Raw genomic sequence first — 12,996 nt, 5'->3', positions numbered from 1 at the left:
CGAATGCGTATCTGCTCAAACACCGGGTGCGGCACCGGAACCCCGGCTCCGCCAGCCACCCTCCGGCACCAGTATCTCGAACCGTGCACCTCCTCCGGGCTCTCCGGTCTCCCGGATGGCGATCCCGGTGGTCGAGAGGATCTCCCGGACGAGGAAGAGCCCGAGGCCGGTGTTCTTGCCAAAACCACGTAAAAATATCTTTTCTTTCTCACCTGCCGGTATCCCGGAGCCGTTGTCCTCGACGAAGACGGTGAGGCACCTCCCCTGACGACGGCACTGAACCCCGACCGTCGGGGTCGGCCCGGCATACCTGACCGCATTCTCAAAGAGGTTGTAGAAGGCCTTCTCCAGCATCGGATCGGCGTAAATTTCAAACCCGTCGGCTTCGGTAACGAGAGTGAGGCCCCGGAAACCGAGGCCTTCCGCCGCCCGGGTCACGCACTCACGGAGGTCCTGATACTCCGGAGCCCGGGCCCCCAGGTCCTGGTAATCCTGGGTGAACACAATCTGGCGGTTGATGAACCCGAGAGCCTGCTGCTGCAGGTCCAGGTATCCGAGGAGGACCGGATCGGTTGTCCGGTCTCTCGCAAACTCCAGGTAACCCTGGAGGACGGTCAGCTGGTTCAAGATGTCGTGCCGGGTGATGCCGGAGAGCAGGTGCATCTTCCGGTTGGCGGCGATCAGAGCGGCTTGTGTCTGCTTCCGGTCGGTGACATCCCGGACGATGGCCTGGAGCTGGCGCGGGCCTTTCACGTCCAGCCGGCTGACGCTCATCTCCACATCATAACGCTTCCCGCTCGGCGCAGCGATCCGCCACTCGAAGAATTGCGGCTGCCCGGCATACGCCGCCTGCATCTTCCCGGCAGCGCTTTCAAACGCCGGGAGACCGTCCGGCTGAACGGGGCTGGAGAGTTCCCAGGGTGTCTTCCCGATGAGAAACTCCCGGGTGCACTGAAAGGTCTCGAGGGCCTTATGGTTGCAGTCGGCGAACCGGTCTTCCTCAAAGATGAATATCGGATCGTTCGCTCCCTCGAAGAGGGCACGGTAGCGCTCCTCTGAGTCACGCAACGCCCGGACGGTTCGCCGGCGCTCCACCGCCTGCACGACCCGGTGCTCGAGCTCGGCGAACTGCGAGCTGGGGTCGCCTCCTTTCTGGATGTAGCCGTCCGCACCGCAATTGAATGCCTCCACGACGACCTCCTCGCGGCCGCGCCCGGTAAAGAGGATGAATGGGATATCTCCGAAGCGCTGTCGCACCTCCTTTAAGAGTTCGATGCCGTCCATACCGGGCATCTGGTAGTCGGCAATGACGGCGTCGCAGGTCCGCTCCCCGAGCAGGTCCAGGGCCTCCCGGGCGGAGAGCGCGGTCTCGATAGTGAGCGCACCCGAACGTTCGAGGAATGTCTTACCTACTTCAAGAAGGGCTGGTTCATCATCGACGTAGATTACGAAATACTGAACCATCTGCAACGCTCCCAGCTTTCAACTATACCCGAGTGACCCTATAATAACTTATCGGAATAGCACAACGGCGCTGAAACGCAGAATTCAGAAGTTAAATCATAAATATAGAGTTATTTATCGATAATCGCTTTTCCCGGCACCTCTCTGCATATCCCTCGCCGTGTGACGCCGTTCATGCCGCAGGCGCCCACCGCTCCGGTGTCGATGCTGCTCCAACCGGCCCTCACGATGCCCGAACTGAGCGGTTGCACCCGGCACCATCCGGAACAGCCCGGGATATCGATAAAATCGAAAAAAAGTTACTGTTTGAATCCCTTCCCCGCCGAGAAGGCCTTCGCGAGCGAACCGGAAAATCCGTAGTACTCCTGCCGCATCGAGTCGTAGGCGAACGGCCGGATCTTTTCGATATCGGGCTTGCCGTCCTCCCCGAACACGCCCTCGTCCACCTTCACGTCCAGGATCTCGCCGATGAACTGGGTATGCACGCCGATCTCGACCGTCTGGAGGAGCCGGCACTCGAGAACGACCGGAAACTCCCCGACATACGGGGCGTCCACCAGGTCGCCTTTCACCGGCGTCAGATTGGTTGCGGCGAACTTGTCCGTGTCCCGGCCGGAGACGATACCGAAGTAATCCGCTTCCTTCACGTAATCTGCCGAGGGTATGCTGATCGTGAACTCGCGCCGCTCGATCAGGTTCTCGTAGGTCTGACGGGCTTTCTGAACCGAGACCGCCACCGCAGGGGGGCTGGACGAGCAGATGCCGCCCCATGCGGCGACCATCACATCCGGCCGGCCGTCGGTGCCGTAGGTTCCGATGATCAGGTCGGGGTGGGGGTAAAGAAGTGTCCGTGGGCCAATCGATCGCTTCGTCATGGGAATACGATTCGTCTCCAGACCCGGATAAACCTTTTCAAACCCCGGGAGATGCGGCGCAACGATGAAAAACAGACGATGGGATGCGCGGAGGGGCGGTCACGCGGCGCCCGCCATCCCCTTCTTCTGCTCCTGCACCGAGCGGTAGAGGAAGTACCCGACGATGGCGAATGTCGCCACCGGCGAGAGCCAGGCGGGGATATGGAACCCGAAACTGTCCGCGAGCATGATCGTCCCGAGCACCAGGATGGAGTACATCGCCCCGTTCTTGAGGTAACAGTAACTCCTGATCCGGTCGACACCCCTGACTGTCAGTTCCCTGACCACGAAGGCCCCGACGCCGTTCCCTATCAGGATGAGGGGGACCGAGAGGGTGAAGGCGAACGCACCGATGACGCCGTCGATCGAGAAGGTCGCGTCGAGGACCTCGAGATAGGCGATCTTCGAGAGGTCCGACATCCCGGGTTTCGTCAGCCGGGCCTCCTGCGCCTCGGCGTTCTGCCTGAACCCGTGGACGATGAAGAAGGCGGTGGACCCAAGCACGGCCGCGAACCCCATCATGACGTTGATCGAAAGAGCAAACCAGACAAGAGCGGCAAGCAGGATCGAGACGATCGCATAGAACCAGACGGCCTGCCGGGAGAAGAACCGCTCGCTCCGGAGCCCGCAGTTCTTTTCCTCCACGAAGAGCCAGTGGAAGAAGAGAAAGACGAGGAACGTTCCCCCGAAGATCAGGAGGATCGGAGCCGACTCCTCGATCGCAGCCACGACCGCAGGATCGCTCGAGAAGGTCGCGAGCAGCGCCCCGATAGGCCCGAGCGACGGGGTCGTCGCCCAGACGATCATCCACGGCAGGAGCCCCCGGACCACGAAGACGGCAAAGACCAGCCCCCATAAGAGGAACCACCTGCGGGCCTTCTCCTGCATCGTCGCGAGGACGTCGGCGTTGATGATAGCGTTATCGATGCTCGATACGGTCTCGAAGACAACGAGACCCGCTACAGTCAGAATGATCAGCAGCCAGTCCATTTCTGTAGTATACGATCTCTCTTCGCTCGCATATAAGGAAGCAAGTCCGGCCCGGTCCGGGGCACTCACCCGGCCCCATGTCAGTAGCCTGCCTGCCGGATGAGGAGGGGCGGGCGGTACGGGTTACGTTCATATACCATACCGGCATGAGTCAGTCGTCATCAACGGAGGCAACAGATATGGGACTTGTGAAGTGCTGCCGTGAGCAGGTCGTCGCCGTCTCGCCGGACACGCCGGCGGTGGAGGTGGCGAAGATCATGGGAGAGAAGAACGTCGGAAGCGTCGTCGTCGTCACCGGGGATAACCGGCCCGCCGGCATACTTACCGACCGCGATCTTGCAGTCAGGGTCATGGCACAGGAGAAGAATCCGGGCGAGGTCCGGGCTGAGGACGTCGTGACACGGGACGTGATCACGTTCCAGGACAGCATGGGGATCTACGAGGCCATTCAGAAGATGACCGCCGAGGGCATCCGGAGGATGCCGATCGTCGACAACGCCGGAAAACTGATCGGGATCGTCACCATGGACGACATCGTCCGCATGCTGGGCGAGGAGATGGCCGCGATTGCAGCGAATATCGAGAAACAAAGCCCGCCCATACAGAAACAGAGTCCCCCCATACCCATGTAAGGGAGGGGCGGCTCCCACCATTTCCGGGTGAAGGCCGCGGGTCTTCGTCCCCCTTACCCGGTGGCGAAGGCTATGGCCTCCCCGGTCTGGTTCATTGACCTATCCATCGCCCGGACCATCTCCTCCCAGGTCGCCCCGGGGGCGAGCGCGAGATCGATGTCGAGTGCGTACACCCTGAAGAGGTATGCCTCGGTCTTCCCGGCCTCGGGGCAGGGACCCCGGTAGCCGATGCTGCCGAAGTCGTTCGTGCCCTGCACGGCATGGAGCGGTGACTCCACCACTTCAACGGCCGGGAACCCTCCCGGGATCAGCGGAACGGCAGGGAGGTTCCAGATGATCCATGCCACCCTTGAGGGCCCTTCTTCGGGACTCGTCGTCGCAAGGACCGCGAGCGACTTGATGTTTGCAAGGATACCTTCGACCCGGATCGGGGGCGACCGGTTCGCCCCCCTGCAGGTGTAATCCCGGGGGAACTCTTCAAAATCCAGTTTTACTGTCAGGTTCGGCATCATACCAGGCTCCATCGATACTCTCCTTCCGGAACCAAGATATAAAAAGGATGTGCGGGTCACCGGGAGTACATCGCGACAGTCTCGCCGAATGCGAGGACATGCCCCTGCATTGCACCGATGAGGTCGTGCTTGCCTGCGCCGGGCGCGAGATCGAGCATGGTGTCGAGCCCGTAGACCTTAAAGAGGTAGCGGTGTGTCTCCCCCGCGGGAGGGCAGGGACCGCGCCAGCCGGGGGTCCCGTAATCGTTCGTCCCCTGGACAGCATCCACCGGAGCCGTCACGACGTCCTGCAGCGGGATGCCCTCCGGGATCACGGGCGCCGGCGAGAGGTTCCAGAGGATCCAGGCCGTGAAGGAGCACCCGGGTTCGAAGGGGTTCAGCGCAAAGACCGCCATCGACTGCGTCTCCGGGGTGAGTCCACGGATCCTCAGTTCAGGGGAGAGATCGGGGCCGTCGCAGGTGTTCCAGACGGGGAACTCTGCCGAACGGAGGGAGACGATCAGTTTCGCAATTCTGGAGCCCATGCAGGGGTTCTCGGCGCAGGACAATAAAAAAGGTTGCGGAGCCTCGAGCGCCTCAGGTCCGGGGCCGGGCGGCGAATGCCTTCCTGCGGTCGTAAACCGCCATCGTCTCGCCGTATCCGGTGGCGGCGGCCGCGAGCGCATCCTCGAGGTGCCACCGGTCGGCACCCGGCGAGAGGTCGAGTTCCCGCCCGACACTCCAGACCCGGATGAAGAAGCGGTGCGACGCGCCCTTCGGCGGGCAGGGGCCGCCGTAACCGGTTCTCCCGAAATCGTTTTTCCCCTGGACGGCAGAGACCGGATGGGAGATCCGGGGTCCCGGGGGGATGCCCCCTGGAATCTCGCCGGTTGCAGGAATGTTCCAGGCAAGCCAGTGGGTGAACGTGCCCCGGGGAGCATCCGGGTCGTCCAGGATGACCGCAAGGTAGGGCGCATCCGACCCCCGGACCCTTATCCGTGGGGAGAGGTCCTCCCCGTCACAGGTATGCTCCGGGAGAAACCGGTCGAAATCTACCTCAATCGTCAGGTTCTGCATACTCGTTACCTCCCGGCACCTCATGGAAGAGGTCGCATAAACCTGTTGCGGCAAGGGGGCCGACCCGGTGATCGAGTCCCGATCGATCTCCCGTATCAGAATAGCCCCATATCCCTGGCCTGGATCAGCAGTTCCTGCACCTCGCGGTCGGTGATTTCGTGCCACCGCTCGTATGCCTGCGCCACCGCGAAGGTACGGCTGGTCCTGACGTTTAAGCAGATGACAAGGTCTGCCTTCCGGGCGATGAAGTTGACGGCGTGAAGGGAGCCGGTGGGGACCGCCACAATAATCTGGCGGGGGGACCCGGCGCGGGCGGCCTCGATTGCGGCAAGCATCGTATACCCGGTTGCGAGGCCGTCGTCGATCAGGATCGCGTCCTGGCCCTCGATCCCCGGCTCTTCCCGGCCGCCGGCGAACTTCTCGATCCGCTCCTCCACGTTCTTTCGGGCTTTCGCGACGGCGGCATTCACTTCGGCCTCCGAGAGATCGAGAGCGTCCATGAGGGGACGGTTCAGGAAGACCTGCCCGTTCCAGGTCACCGCACCGAACCCGGCCTCGGGGTTCCAGGGGATCTGCACCTTTCGCACCACCGCCATCCGGAGCGGGGCCTTGAGCGCCCGTGCCACCTCAAGCCCCAGGGGCACCCCCCCGGCAGGAATGGCACAGATCACCGGCTCGTCGGCCGTCTCCAGCCGCGATAGGGTCGCCGCGAGTTGCCTCCCGGCATCGGTCCGGTTCTCAAAAACGCTCAGCCGGTCCCGCATTGATCTATCTTCAATGATCCGGCCCGCATCCAGCATAGGTTCGCCCTTACTGCACGGGTATATTAACATCTTCCGGTGGGCGGCCCCCTGCCCGGGGGAGCGATACCAATAACCCTCCGCAGATCGATGATCAACCGGTAGATGATGCAGAGAGAAAGAGACCGGGGGGAGCACCGGTGACGACGACCGATGCGGTGACGTTGTATACCGACGGCGCATCACGGGGAAACCCCGGAGACGCCGCCTGGGCATACGTGATCGTGCAGGACGGCTCCGTCTTGGCTAGCCGTTCGGGATTTATCGGGACCGCGACCAACAACGTGGCCGAGTACCACGCCGTCATCAACGGCCTCGAGGCTGCCCGGGCGTTCACCCGTAGCAGGCTCGAAGTCAGGTCGGACTCGGAACTGGTCGTTCGCCAGCTCACCGGCAGGTACCGCATCACCAGAGAGCACCTTGCAGACCTCGCAGGCGAGGTGCGGCAGCGGGTGCGTGACTTCGCGGAGGTCAGGTTCGAGAGCGTCCCGCGAGAACACCCCTGCATCCAGGTCGCGGACCGCCTCTGCAACGAGCTGCTTGATGCAGAGAGAAGGAGGAGATAGCGATATGACTGCGATCGAATGCATCCCCATCGGCGTCGTCCGGTCACCCTACCGGGTCCGGGGCGACGCCCCCCGGCAGGGGCGCCTCGCGGATACCGTCGCGGAGATCCACGTCCTTGATACCTACGTTCCCGGCCTCGAGGGCGTGGAGCGGAGCAGTCATCTCATCATCCTTTACTGGCTCGACCGGGCTGAGCGCGGGCTGCTCTTCGCGAAGCCTCCCGGGGAGACCCGGGAGAGAGGGGTCTTTTCGACCCGCTCACCCGCCCGGCCAAACCCGATCGGCCTCGGGATCGTCGACCTGGTCCGGCGGGAGGGCGACGTCCTGGTGGTCCGGGGGCTCGACGCCCTGGACGGGACCCCGGTGCTGGACATCAAACCTTACTCCCCCGAGATCGACTGCATCCCGGAAGCGACGGGCGGCTGGCACATCAAAAAATAGGTCGGGTCATAGAGGGGGGACCGCCTCCTCCCCGATGCCGAGGTCGCGGAGCCGCTCCGGCGTGGGGCGCCCCTCCCGGTCCCACCCACGGGCCCGGTAGTACTCGTCGAGAAGGGGTTGGCGTTCCCAGACCCGGCCTTTCGGGGCGCCTTCGGCGAGCGGCTCCCGGAGGAGGCGCGGCGGCAGGGTGTCGTCCTCCAGGGTGCACCCGGCCTTCAGGTTGAAGACCTTCTGCATGTTCCAGATCCGTTCGCCGATCCTGAGCACTTCGCCGGCATCAAGGTCGTAGCCGGTGACCGCCGAGACCATGGCCCCGTAATCCGCCGCCCCGAGCGGGAACGAGGTGAAGAGACAGCTCCCCGACGAGTCGATGAAGGCGGTGAGGTCCTGGAACGTCTTCGTCCAGACCGCCTTTCCATCGTTCGAGTAGGGATCGAGTTTCTCCGGCGACCCGAGCACTTCGGGGGCGATCATGTAACCGTAGACGTGGTCGCCGCCCCGGACCGAGGTGGCGTAGGCAAGGCCGTGGCCCTGCAACCCCCGCGGATCGTAGGCCGGGAGTTCCTGCCGCTTGACGCTCATGGAGAGTTCGGGGTGCCCGTGCTTCCGTGCGAAGCGGAAGGAACCCTCGGCGAGTTCGTCGCCGATGCCGTCGCGGTAGCCGATCCGCCGGACGAGGTCGACCATCCGCTCCGCGTCCCCAAACCGGATCTTCTCGTCGATGTAGCCCTTCTCCGAGAGTTCCATGGCGCAGGCGATCGTCGATCCGGTAGAGATAGTGTCGAGGCCGAGGTCGTTGCAGAGGTTGTTCGCCTCCACGACGGCGGCGAGGTCATCGATCCCGCAGTCGGGGCCGAACGCCCAGATCGTCTCGTATTCGGGACCAGCCGTCCGCTTTCCTTCGACCTCGACATCGCGGCCGCACTGGATGACGCAGGCCTGGCATCCCATCTTCCCGGAAAGGATGGTATCGGCCATTTTCTCTCCCGAAACGTTCTCCGCGGCAGGGAAGTGTGCGGTCTGGAAGTTCCTGGTCGGGAGAATGTAGTTCTCGTTGATGATGTTCACGAGGACCGCCGTCCCGAACCGGGGCAGTCCTCCGCCCGAGATGGCGTTCTCCCGGATCTTTTCCGCGATCTCCCCTTTGAGGGCGAGGAACCGGTCGCGGTCGGCGACGGTGATCCGACCGTTCCCCCGGGCAGCGACCGCTTTTAAGTTCTTGGACCCCATCACGGCGCCGACGCCTCCGCGGCCGGCTGCCCGGGAGTTCTCGTTGATGATGCCGGCGATCCGGGCGAGGCGCTCACCGGCTGGGCCGATGCAGGCGGCGCTGAGACCGGGGTCGCCGAGATCCTCCTGGATAGCCGCGGTTGTCCCGCTCGTCGTCAGCCCCCACAGTTCCGAGGCGTCCCTGACCTCGGCATGCCCGTCGTCGAGGAGGAGGTAGACCGGCCTCTCCGCCCGGCCCCGGATAACGACCGCATCATAGCCGGCACGTTTCATGCTTGTGCCGAACTTCCCGCCGGAGTTCGCGCTGGTCAGTGTCCCGGTCAGCGGGGACTTCGTGACGACGTCGTATCGGGACCCCAGGGGAAGGCCGCTCCCCGAAACCGGCCCGGTGGCGAAGACCAGCACGTTCTCAGCACCGAGGGGATCGATACCCGGGTTCACCAGATCCTCGAGGATACGGACCCCGAGCCCCCTGCCTCCGATGTAGGCCCGCCTCCACTCTTCGGGAAACGGTTCTTCCACCGTCCGCTCCCTCGCAAGGTCGACGTGGAGGATTTTCTCTGCGTAACCGTTCATGAATTGTCACCAGGCCTACAGGCTTCGCTCGGGGCTAATAAGGCTGTCGGATCGCGAAATTGACCCCAAGTTAACCTTAGAGTAAAGGAAACCACATCCGATCCCGGCACCCACTCCGGGAGCGATACCAATAAGACCGCCCGCCCCCACCAGCCTGATGTACAGGATGAACTGCACGGACAGAGAGGGGTGCATACGGGTGAAGGTCAGGGCGTTTGCGATGCTCCGGGAAATCATCCCGGCGGAGCATGATGCGGAACTCCCCGGCGGAGCGACGATCGGCGATCTACTCAGCCTCCTCTCCGCCCGGCACCCCGGACTCGACGACGCCCTCTTCACCGCCGCCGGGGAGCTCGGAGCCTACGTCAACATCTTAAAGAACGGCAGGAACATCCACTTCAGCGGAGGTCTCGAAACACCCCTTGAAGACGGCGACATCATCGCCCTCTTTCCCCCGGCAGGCGGCGGATGACCCATGCACGAATGGATATCCCGGCGACCGAACGGGACAATTTGCCATAAACTATACCTTTTTGTGGCATTTACCGTTAATATATAGTAGCTCCAGATCCTTCTTTAGAAGGATACTATACTGCAGAGGATATTTCTTATGACTCAAACGAACGAACCCGATAAGGAAACCTGCACCGGGAACTGTGCCAGTTGTGCGGCTACGACGAAGTGCGACGACCCGAGAAATGCGGACGCCCCGAAGGGCCTCCCCCCGAAAGCCGATGTCAGCGTAAAACACGTCGTCCTCGTCCTCTCCGGAAAAGGTGGGGTCGGAAAGAGCACGGTCTCGGCAAATCTCGCCTACGCCCTTGCCAACCGGGGCTATAACACCGGTCTCATCGACCTCGATATCCACGGCCCGGACATCCCGAAGATGCTCGGGATCGAGGACGCCCGTCTCCAGTCCTACGACGGGAAGATCATCGAACCGGTCAGGGTCACCGGCAACCTCGCGGTCATCTCCATGGCATTCCTGCTCCCGGAGCGCAACACTCCCGTGATCTGGCGTGGCCCGATGAAGATGACGGTCATCCGGCAGTTCCTGGAAGACGTCAACTGGGGCGACCTCGACTACCTGATCGTCGACCTCCCGCCCGGAACCGGCGACGAGGCGCTCACCGTCGCCCAGCTCGCCCCGAACATCGCCGGAGCGGTCATCGTCACCACCCCGCAGGATGTCGCGGTCCTCGACTCGAGCAAGGCAGCCGAGTTCATCAAGAAACTCGAACTCCCGGTGCTCGGGATCGTGGAGAACATGAGCGGGTTCGTCTGCCCCCACTGCAAGGAGGAGATCGATATCTTCGGCAAAGGCGGCGGCAAGAAAGAGGCAGAACAACTCGGGGTGCCGTTCCTCGGGGCCATTCCGCTCGATCCCGAGATGCGGAAGGCAGCGGACGAAGGAAGGCCGTTCATCATCCGCCAGGCCAGAGCCGAGGAGAGCCCGACCTGGAAGAGTTTCGATGCCATCATGCAGACCCTGGTAGACCAGATCGAGGGATAAGATGGATCACTCGAGGATTCTTGCCGGGCAGGGAGAACCCCTCCCGATATTTTCAAGGGTCGTCGAGGCGCTCGAGAACTACGAGGAGTTCCCTTTCCTGCTCGAGCAAATCTACCGTGAGGCCTCGGAACTCGAGGACGACGACCTCGACCGCCTTCGGTTCGGCCTCGTCCGCCTGCAGATCTACGCCGACATCCACCGCTACGAGGACATGGAGGCGGCCCAGCGGATGAAGTACATTTCCACGATACTCGAAAAGGTGCTCTTCGGCAGGCTCCTCCTCGAGGGAGAAGAGGCCGGCGGCAAGCAGCAGTGCTGCTAGCCCCAACGACAGGATTACCACCGGATACCCCATTTTTCCCCGTTGCTCCCCAGGGCAGCGTCGCCGTGAGCGGGTTTGCTGTACCGACTTTTGCAATCATCAGATCACATCGTCCTCACCGCGATGCACCTGCACGCTGCTCTGGTCTCACGCGAAGATGTGAAGAACGACGGGCCGAAGGGCCGGAGTTCGAGCACCGTCAGGTGCGAAGTGCGAGTTCCAACGGAATGCGACGGGCCGAACGCGACGGGCCGCAGGGCCGGAGCGTGAGCACCGTCAGGTGCGAAGGGCCGGAGCAGGAGCACCGGTAGGAACGACGTTCCTTCTGGAACGGAGTTTGAGCACCGAAGGTGCGAGGTGCGAAGAACGCGAAAGGGACCGCTAACACCCGCATCAACTAACTTCGCGGCTTCGCGTTCTTCGCGTGAGTCAGGGGTGCATAGGGACAACGATGTAGTCTCGTGCGAAGCGGCGATGTATGAGCGCCGGGGAGGTCGGGAGCACCCCGACCGGGCCGCTCAGGTGAGACTGGCTGTTCTCGCAAAAAAGAGGATTAATATGTCGCAAGATAGCGGTCGAGTTCCCAGGGGTGGACCGCCGTTCGGAAAGCATCCCACTCGGCCTGTGCGACGCTCGTGAGCGCCTCGACGACGTGGGGCCCGAGCGCTTTGCAGATGAGGTCGTCGCCGAGCAGGGCCCGGTGCGCCTCGGCCAGGTCACCGGGCAGCGTCCCGATCCCGGCGCGTTCCCGCTCAGCGGCCGTCATGTGGAAGATGTTCCCATTGGCACCGGCCGGGGGCTCGATCTCCTCCCGGATGCCCTCCATCCCGGCCGCGAGCATCGCGGCGAAGGCGAGATACGGGTTGCAGGTCGGGTCGGGGCTGCGGAACTCGACCCGGGTGCTGTTGCCGCGCGGCGCCGGGACCCGGACGAGGGCCGACCGGTTGCTCGCGCTCCAGCTGACGTAGCAGGGCGCCTCGTAGCCGGGGACAAGCCGCTTGTAGGAGTTGATCGTCGGGTTCGCAACCCGGGTGATGGCCGGCGCGTGCTTGAGCAGCCCGCCGATGAAGTGCATACAGGTCTCTGAGAGCTGCAGCGGGGCGTCGGGGTCGTAAAAGGCGTTCTTACCATCCCTGGCGAGCGAACAGTTCACGTGCATCCCGCTCCCGTTGATGCCGTAGATGGGCTTCGCCATGAACGAGGCGTGCAGGCCGCGCATCAGCGCCATCGTCTTGACCGCGAACTTGAAGGTCACAACACGGTCGGCAGTCGTCAGGGCGTCGCTGTACTTGAAGTCGATCTCGTGCTGGCTCTCGGCGACCTCATGGTGCGACGCCTCGATCTCGAACCCCATCTCGGTCAGGGCGAGGATGACCTCGCGTCGGACGTCCTCCGCAAGGTCGGTCGGCGCCAGGTCGAAGTAACCCCCGACGTCCTGGAACTGCGTCGTCGGGCGGCCCTCGAGCATCTTAAAGAGGAAGAACTCCAGCTCCGGGCCGGTGTTGAAGACATACCCGTCCTTCGCCGCATCCGCCATCACCGTGCGGAGGACGTGCCGCGGATCACCCTCGAAGGGTTTCCCGTTCGGTTTGCAGACATCGCAGATAAACCGGGCAACCCCGTTCTCGCGGGGCCGCCAGGGCAGGTGGGCGTAGGTGGAGGGGTCGGGTCTGAGCACCATGTCGGACTCCTCGATCCGGACGAACCCCTCGATCGACGACCCGTCAAGACCGATGCCGTCGGTCAGGGCCTTTTCAGCCTGCTTCGCCGGGACGGCGACGTTCTTGGGCAGCCCCAGGAGATCGGTGAACTGCAACCGGAGGAATCGGATGTTGTCCTGTTCGATACGCTCGAGCATCGCTGAGATGATCTCGGGAGTCATATGGAAGGAAACTTCCTTCCGATAGTATTTATACATGGCGGATCAACATCTATCAGAGCGTTCCTCAACCACCCCGGGAGGTGCGGGAGGGGAGCGG

General features: G+C 63.1%; 15 protein-coding genes. 6 read left to right on the top strand and 9 right to left on the bottom strand.

What is annotated here, in order from left to right; all coding sequences use genetic code 11:
• Window positions 1-15 precede the first annotated feature (15 nt).
• The 3 genes from DIC75_RS03290 to DIC75_RS03280 form a co-directional block, all read right to left on the bottom strand.
• Entirely contained in the window at window positions 16-1,464 is a 1,449-nt protein-coding gene (locus DIC75_RS03290) for an ATP-binding response regulator (protein ID WP_250986575.1), read from the bottom strand.
• 299 nt (window positions 1,465-1,763) lie between these two features.
• On the bottom strand, window positions 1,764-2,339 hold the full coding sequence (locus DIC75_RS03285; protein ID WP_250986574.1) for a flavin reductase family protein: 576 nt from the start codon (window positions 2,337-2,339) through the stop codon (window positions 1,764-1,766).
• A gap of 99 nt (window positions 2,340-2,438) precedes the next feature.
• Window positions 2,439-3,368: a DUF475 domain-containing protein gene (locus DIC75_RS03280; RefSeq protein WP_250986573.1), complete on the bottom strand. Its 930-nt coding sequence runs from the start codon at window positions 3,366-3,368 to the stop codon at window positions 2,439-2,441.
• Between the two features lie 179 nt (window positions 3,369-3,547).
• Between DIC75_RS03280 and DIC75_RS03275 the strand changes: the two genes are divergently transcribed.
• Window positions 3,548-4,000: a CBS domain-containing protein gene (locus DIC75_RS03275; protein WP_250986572.1), complete on the top strand. Its 453-nt coding sequence runs from the start codon at window positions 3,548-3,550 to the stop codon at window positions 3,998-4,000.
• Window positions 4,001-4,053: 53 nt separating this feature from the next.
• On the opposite strand, the gene DIC75_RS03270 is transcribed toward DIC75_RS03275, so the two are convergent.
• From DIC75_RS03270 to DIC75_RS03255, 4 genes are all read right to left on the bottom strand, one after another.
• Window positions 4,054-4,524 carry a YbhB/YbcL family Raf kinase inhibitor-like protein gene (locus tag DIC75_RS03270; RefSeq protein ID WP_250986571.1) on the bottom strand — a complete coding sequence of 157 codons (471 nt, stop codon included), beginning with the start codon at window positions 4,522-4,524 and terminating at the stop codon, window positions 4,054-4,056.
• Between the two features lie 44 nt (window positions 4,525-4,568).
• Window positions 4,569-5,036 carry a YbhB/YbcL family Raf kinase inhibitor-like protein gene (locus DIC75_RS03265; RefSeq protein ID WP_250986570.1) on the bottom strand — a complete coding sequence of 156 codons (468 nt, stop codon included), beginning with the start codon at window positions 5,034-5,036 and terminating at the stop codon, window positions 4,569-4,571.
• 52 nt (window positions 5,037-5,088) lie between these two features.
• Window positions 5,089-5,568: a YbhB/YbcL family Raf kinase inhibitor-like protein gene (locus DIC75_RS03260; protein WP_250986569.1), complete on the bottom strand. Its 480-nt coding sequence runs from the start codon at window positions 5,566-5,568 to the stop codon at window positions 5,089-5,091.
• A gap of 95 nt (window positions 5,569-5,663) precedes the next feature.
• Window positions 5,664-6,368, bottom strand: a complete 705-nt coding sequence (locus DIC75_RS03255; protein ID WP_250986568.1) for a phosphoribosyltransferase — start codon at window positions 6,366-6,368, stop codon at window positions 5,664-5,666.
• 140 nt (window positions 6,369-6,508) lie between these two features.
• Between DIC75_RS03255 and DIC75_RS03250 the strand changes: the two genes are divergently transcribed.
• Together DIC75_RS03250 and tsaA are read left to right on the top strand one after the other, a co-directional pair.
• On the top strand, window positions 6,509-6,934 hold the full coding sequence (locus DIC75_RS03250; RefSeq protein WP_250986567.1) for a ribonuclease HI family protein: 426 nt from the start codon (window positions 6,509-6,511) through the stop codon (window positions 6,932-6,934).
• Window positions 6,935-6,938: 4 nt separating this feature from the next.
• Window positions 6,939-7,376, top strand: a complete 438-nt coding sequence (gene tsaA / locus DIC75_RS03245; protein WP_250986566.1) for a tRNA (N6-threonylcarbamoyladenosine(37)-N6)-methyltransferase TrmO — start codon at window positions 6,939-6,941, stop codon at window positions 7,374-7,376.
• Window positions 7,377-7,382: 6 nt separating this feature from the next.
• Here tsaA and DIC75_RS03240 read toward each other — a convergent pair whose 3' ends face one another.
• Entirely contained in the window at window positions 7,383-9,182 is a 1,800-nt protein-coding gene (locus DIC75_RS03240) for an aldehyde ferredoxin oxidoreductase family protein (RefSeq protein WP_250986565.1), read from the bottom strand.
• A 157-nt stretch (window positions 9,183-9,339) separates the two neighbouring features.
• Between DIC75_RS03240 and DIC75_RS03235 the strand changes: the two genes are divergently transcribed.
• The 3 genes from DIC75_RS03235 to DIC75_RS03225 all read left to right on the top strand — a co-directional run bounded on the left by DIC75_RS03235 (window position 9,340) and on the right by DIC75_RS03225 (window position 11,017).
• Window positions 9,340-9,654 (top strand): ubiquitin-like small modifier protein 1, encoded by a 315-nt coding sequence (locus DIC75_RS03235; protein WP_250986564.1) that lies wholly within the window; start codon window positions 9,340-9,342, stop codon window positions 9,652-9,654.
• A 138-nt stretch (window positions 9,655-9,792) separates the two neighbouring features.
• Window positions 9,793-10,695: an Mrp/NBP35 family ATP-binding protein gene (locus tag DIC75_RS03230; protein WP_250986563.1), complete on the top strand. Its 903-nt coding sequence runs from the start codon at window positions 9,793-9,795 to the stop codon at window positions 10,693-10,695.
• A 1-nt stretch (window position 10,696) separates the two neighbouring features.
• The gene (locus tag DIC75_RS03225) at window positions 10,697-11,017 is read left to right on the top strand and encodes a hypothetical protein (RefSeq protein ID WP_250986562.1); all 321 of its coding nucleotides are present in this window, start codon (window positions 10,697-10,699) and stop codon (window positions 11,015-11,017) included.
• Between the two features lie 553 nt (window positions 11,018-11,570).
• Here the strand turns inward: DIC75_RS03225 and glnA are convergent.
• Window positions 11,571-12,899 (bottom strand): type I glutamate--ammonia ligase, encoded by a 1,329-nt coding sequence (gene glnA, locus DIC75_RS03220; RefSeq protein ID WP_250986561.1) that lies wholly within the window; start codon window positions 12,897-12,899, stop codon window positions 11,571-11,573.
• Window positions 12,900-12,996: the final 97 nt, after the last annotated feature.

The sequence above is a fragment of the Methanoculleus oceani genome (assembly GCF_023702065.1).
In the GTDB taxonomy this organism is placed as follows: domain Archaea; phylum Halobacteriota; class Methanomicrobia; order Methanomicrobiales; family Methanoculleaceae; genus Methanoculleus; species Methanoculleus oceani.
This window is presented reverse-complemented; position numbering and strand designations above follow the sequence as displayed.

Bases quoted from the DNA above. Each gene is read 5' to 3' on its own strand.
- DIC75_RS03290 (WP_250986575.1), bottom strand. From the start codon at position 1,464: ATGGTTCAGTATTTCGTAATCTACGTCGATGATGAACCAGCCCTTCTT.
- DIC75_RS03285 (WP_250986574.1), bottom strand. From the start codon at position 2,339: ATGACGAAGCGATCGATTGGCCCACGGACACTTCTTTACCCCCACCCC.
- DIC75_RS03280 (WP_250986573.1), bottom strand. From the start codon at position 3,368: ATGGACTGGCTGCTGATCATTCTGACTGTAGCGGGTCTCGTTGTCTTC.
- DIC75_RS03275 (WP_250986572.1), top strand. From the start codon at position 3,548: ATGGGACTTGTGAAGTGCTGCCGTGAGCAGGTCGTCGCCGTCTCGCCG.
- DIC75_RS03270 (WP_250986571.1), bottom strand. From the start codon at position 4,524: ATGGAGCCTGGTATGATGCCGAACCTGACAGTAAAACTGGATTTTGAA.
- DIC75_RS03265 (WP_250986570.1), bottom strand. From the start codon at position 5,036: ATGGGCTCCAGAATTGCGAAACTGATCGTCTCCCTCCGTTCGGCAGAG.
- DIC75_RS03260 (WP_250986569.1), bottom strand. From the start codon at position 5,568: ATGCAGAACCTGACGATTGAGGTAGATTTCGACCGGTTTCTCCCGGAG.
- DIC75_RS03255 (WP_250986568.1), bottom strand. From the start codon at position 6,368: ATGCTGGATGCGGGCCGGATCATTGAAGATAGATCAATGCGGGACCGG.
- tsaA (WP_250986566.1), top strand. From the start codon at position 6,939: ATGACTGCGATCGAATGCATCCCCATCGGCGTCGTCCGGTCACCCTAC.
- DIC75_RS03240 (WP_250986565.1), bottom strand. From the start codon at position 9,182: ATGAACGGTTACGCAGAGAAAATCCTCCACGTCGACCTTGCGAGGGAG.
- DIC75_RS03235 (WP_250986564.1), top strand. From the start codon at position 9,340: ATGTACAGGATGAACTGCACGGACAGAGAGGGGTGCATACGGGTGAAG.
- DIC75_RS03230 (WP_250986563.1), top strand. From the start codon at position 9,793: ATGACTCAAACGAACGAACCCGATAAGGAAACCTGCACCGGGAACTGT.
- DIC75_RS03225 (WP_250986562.1), top strand. From the start codon at position 10,697: ATGGATCACTCGAGGATTCTTGCCGGGCAGGGAGAACCCCTCCCGATA.
- glnA (WP_250986561.1), bottom strand. From the start codon at position 12,899: ATGACTCCCGAGATCATCTCAGCGATGCTCGAGCGTATCGAACAGGAC.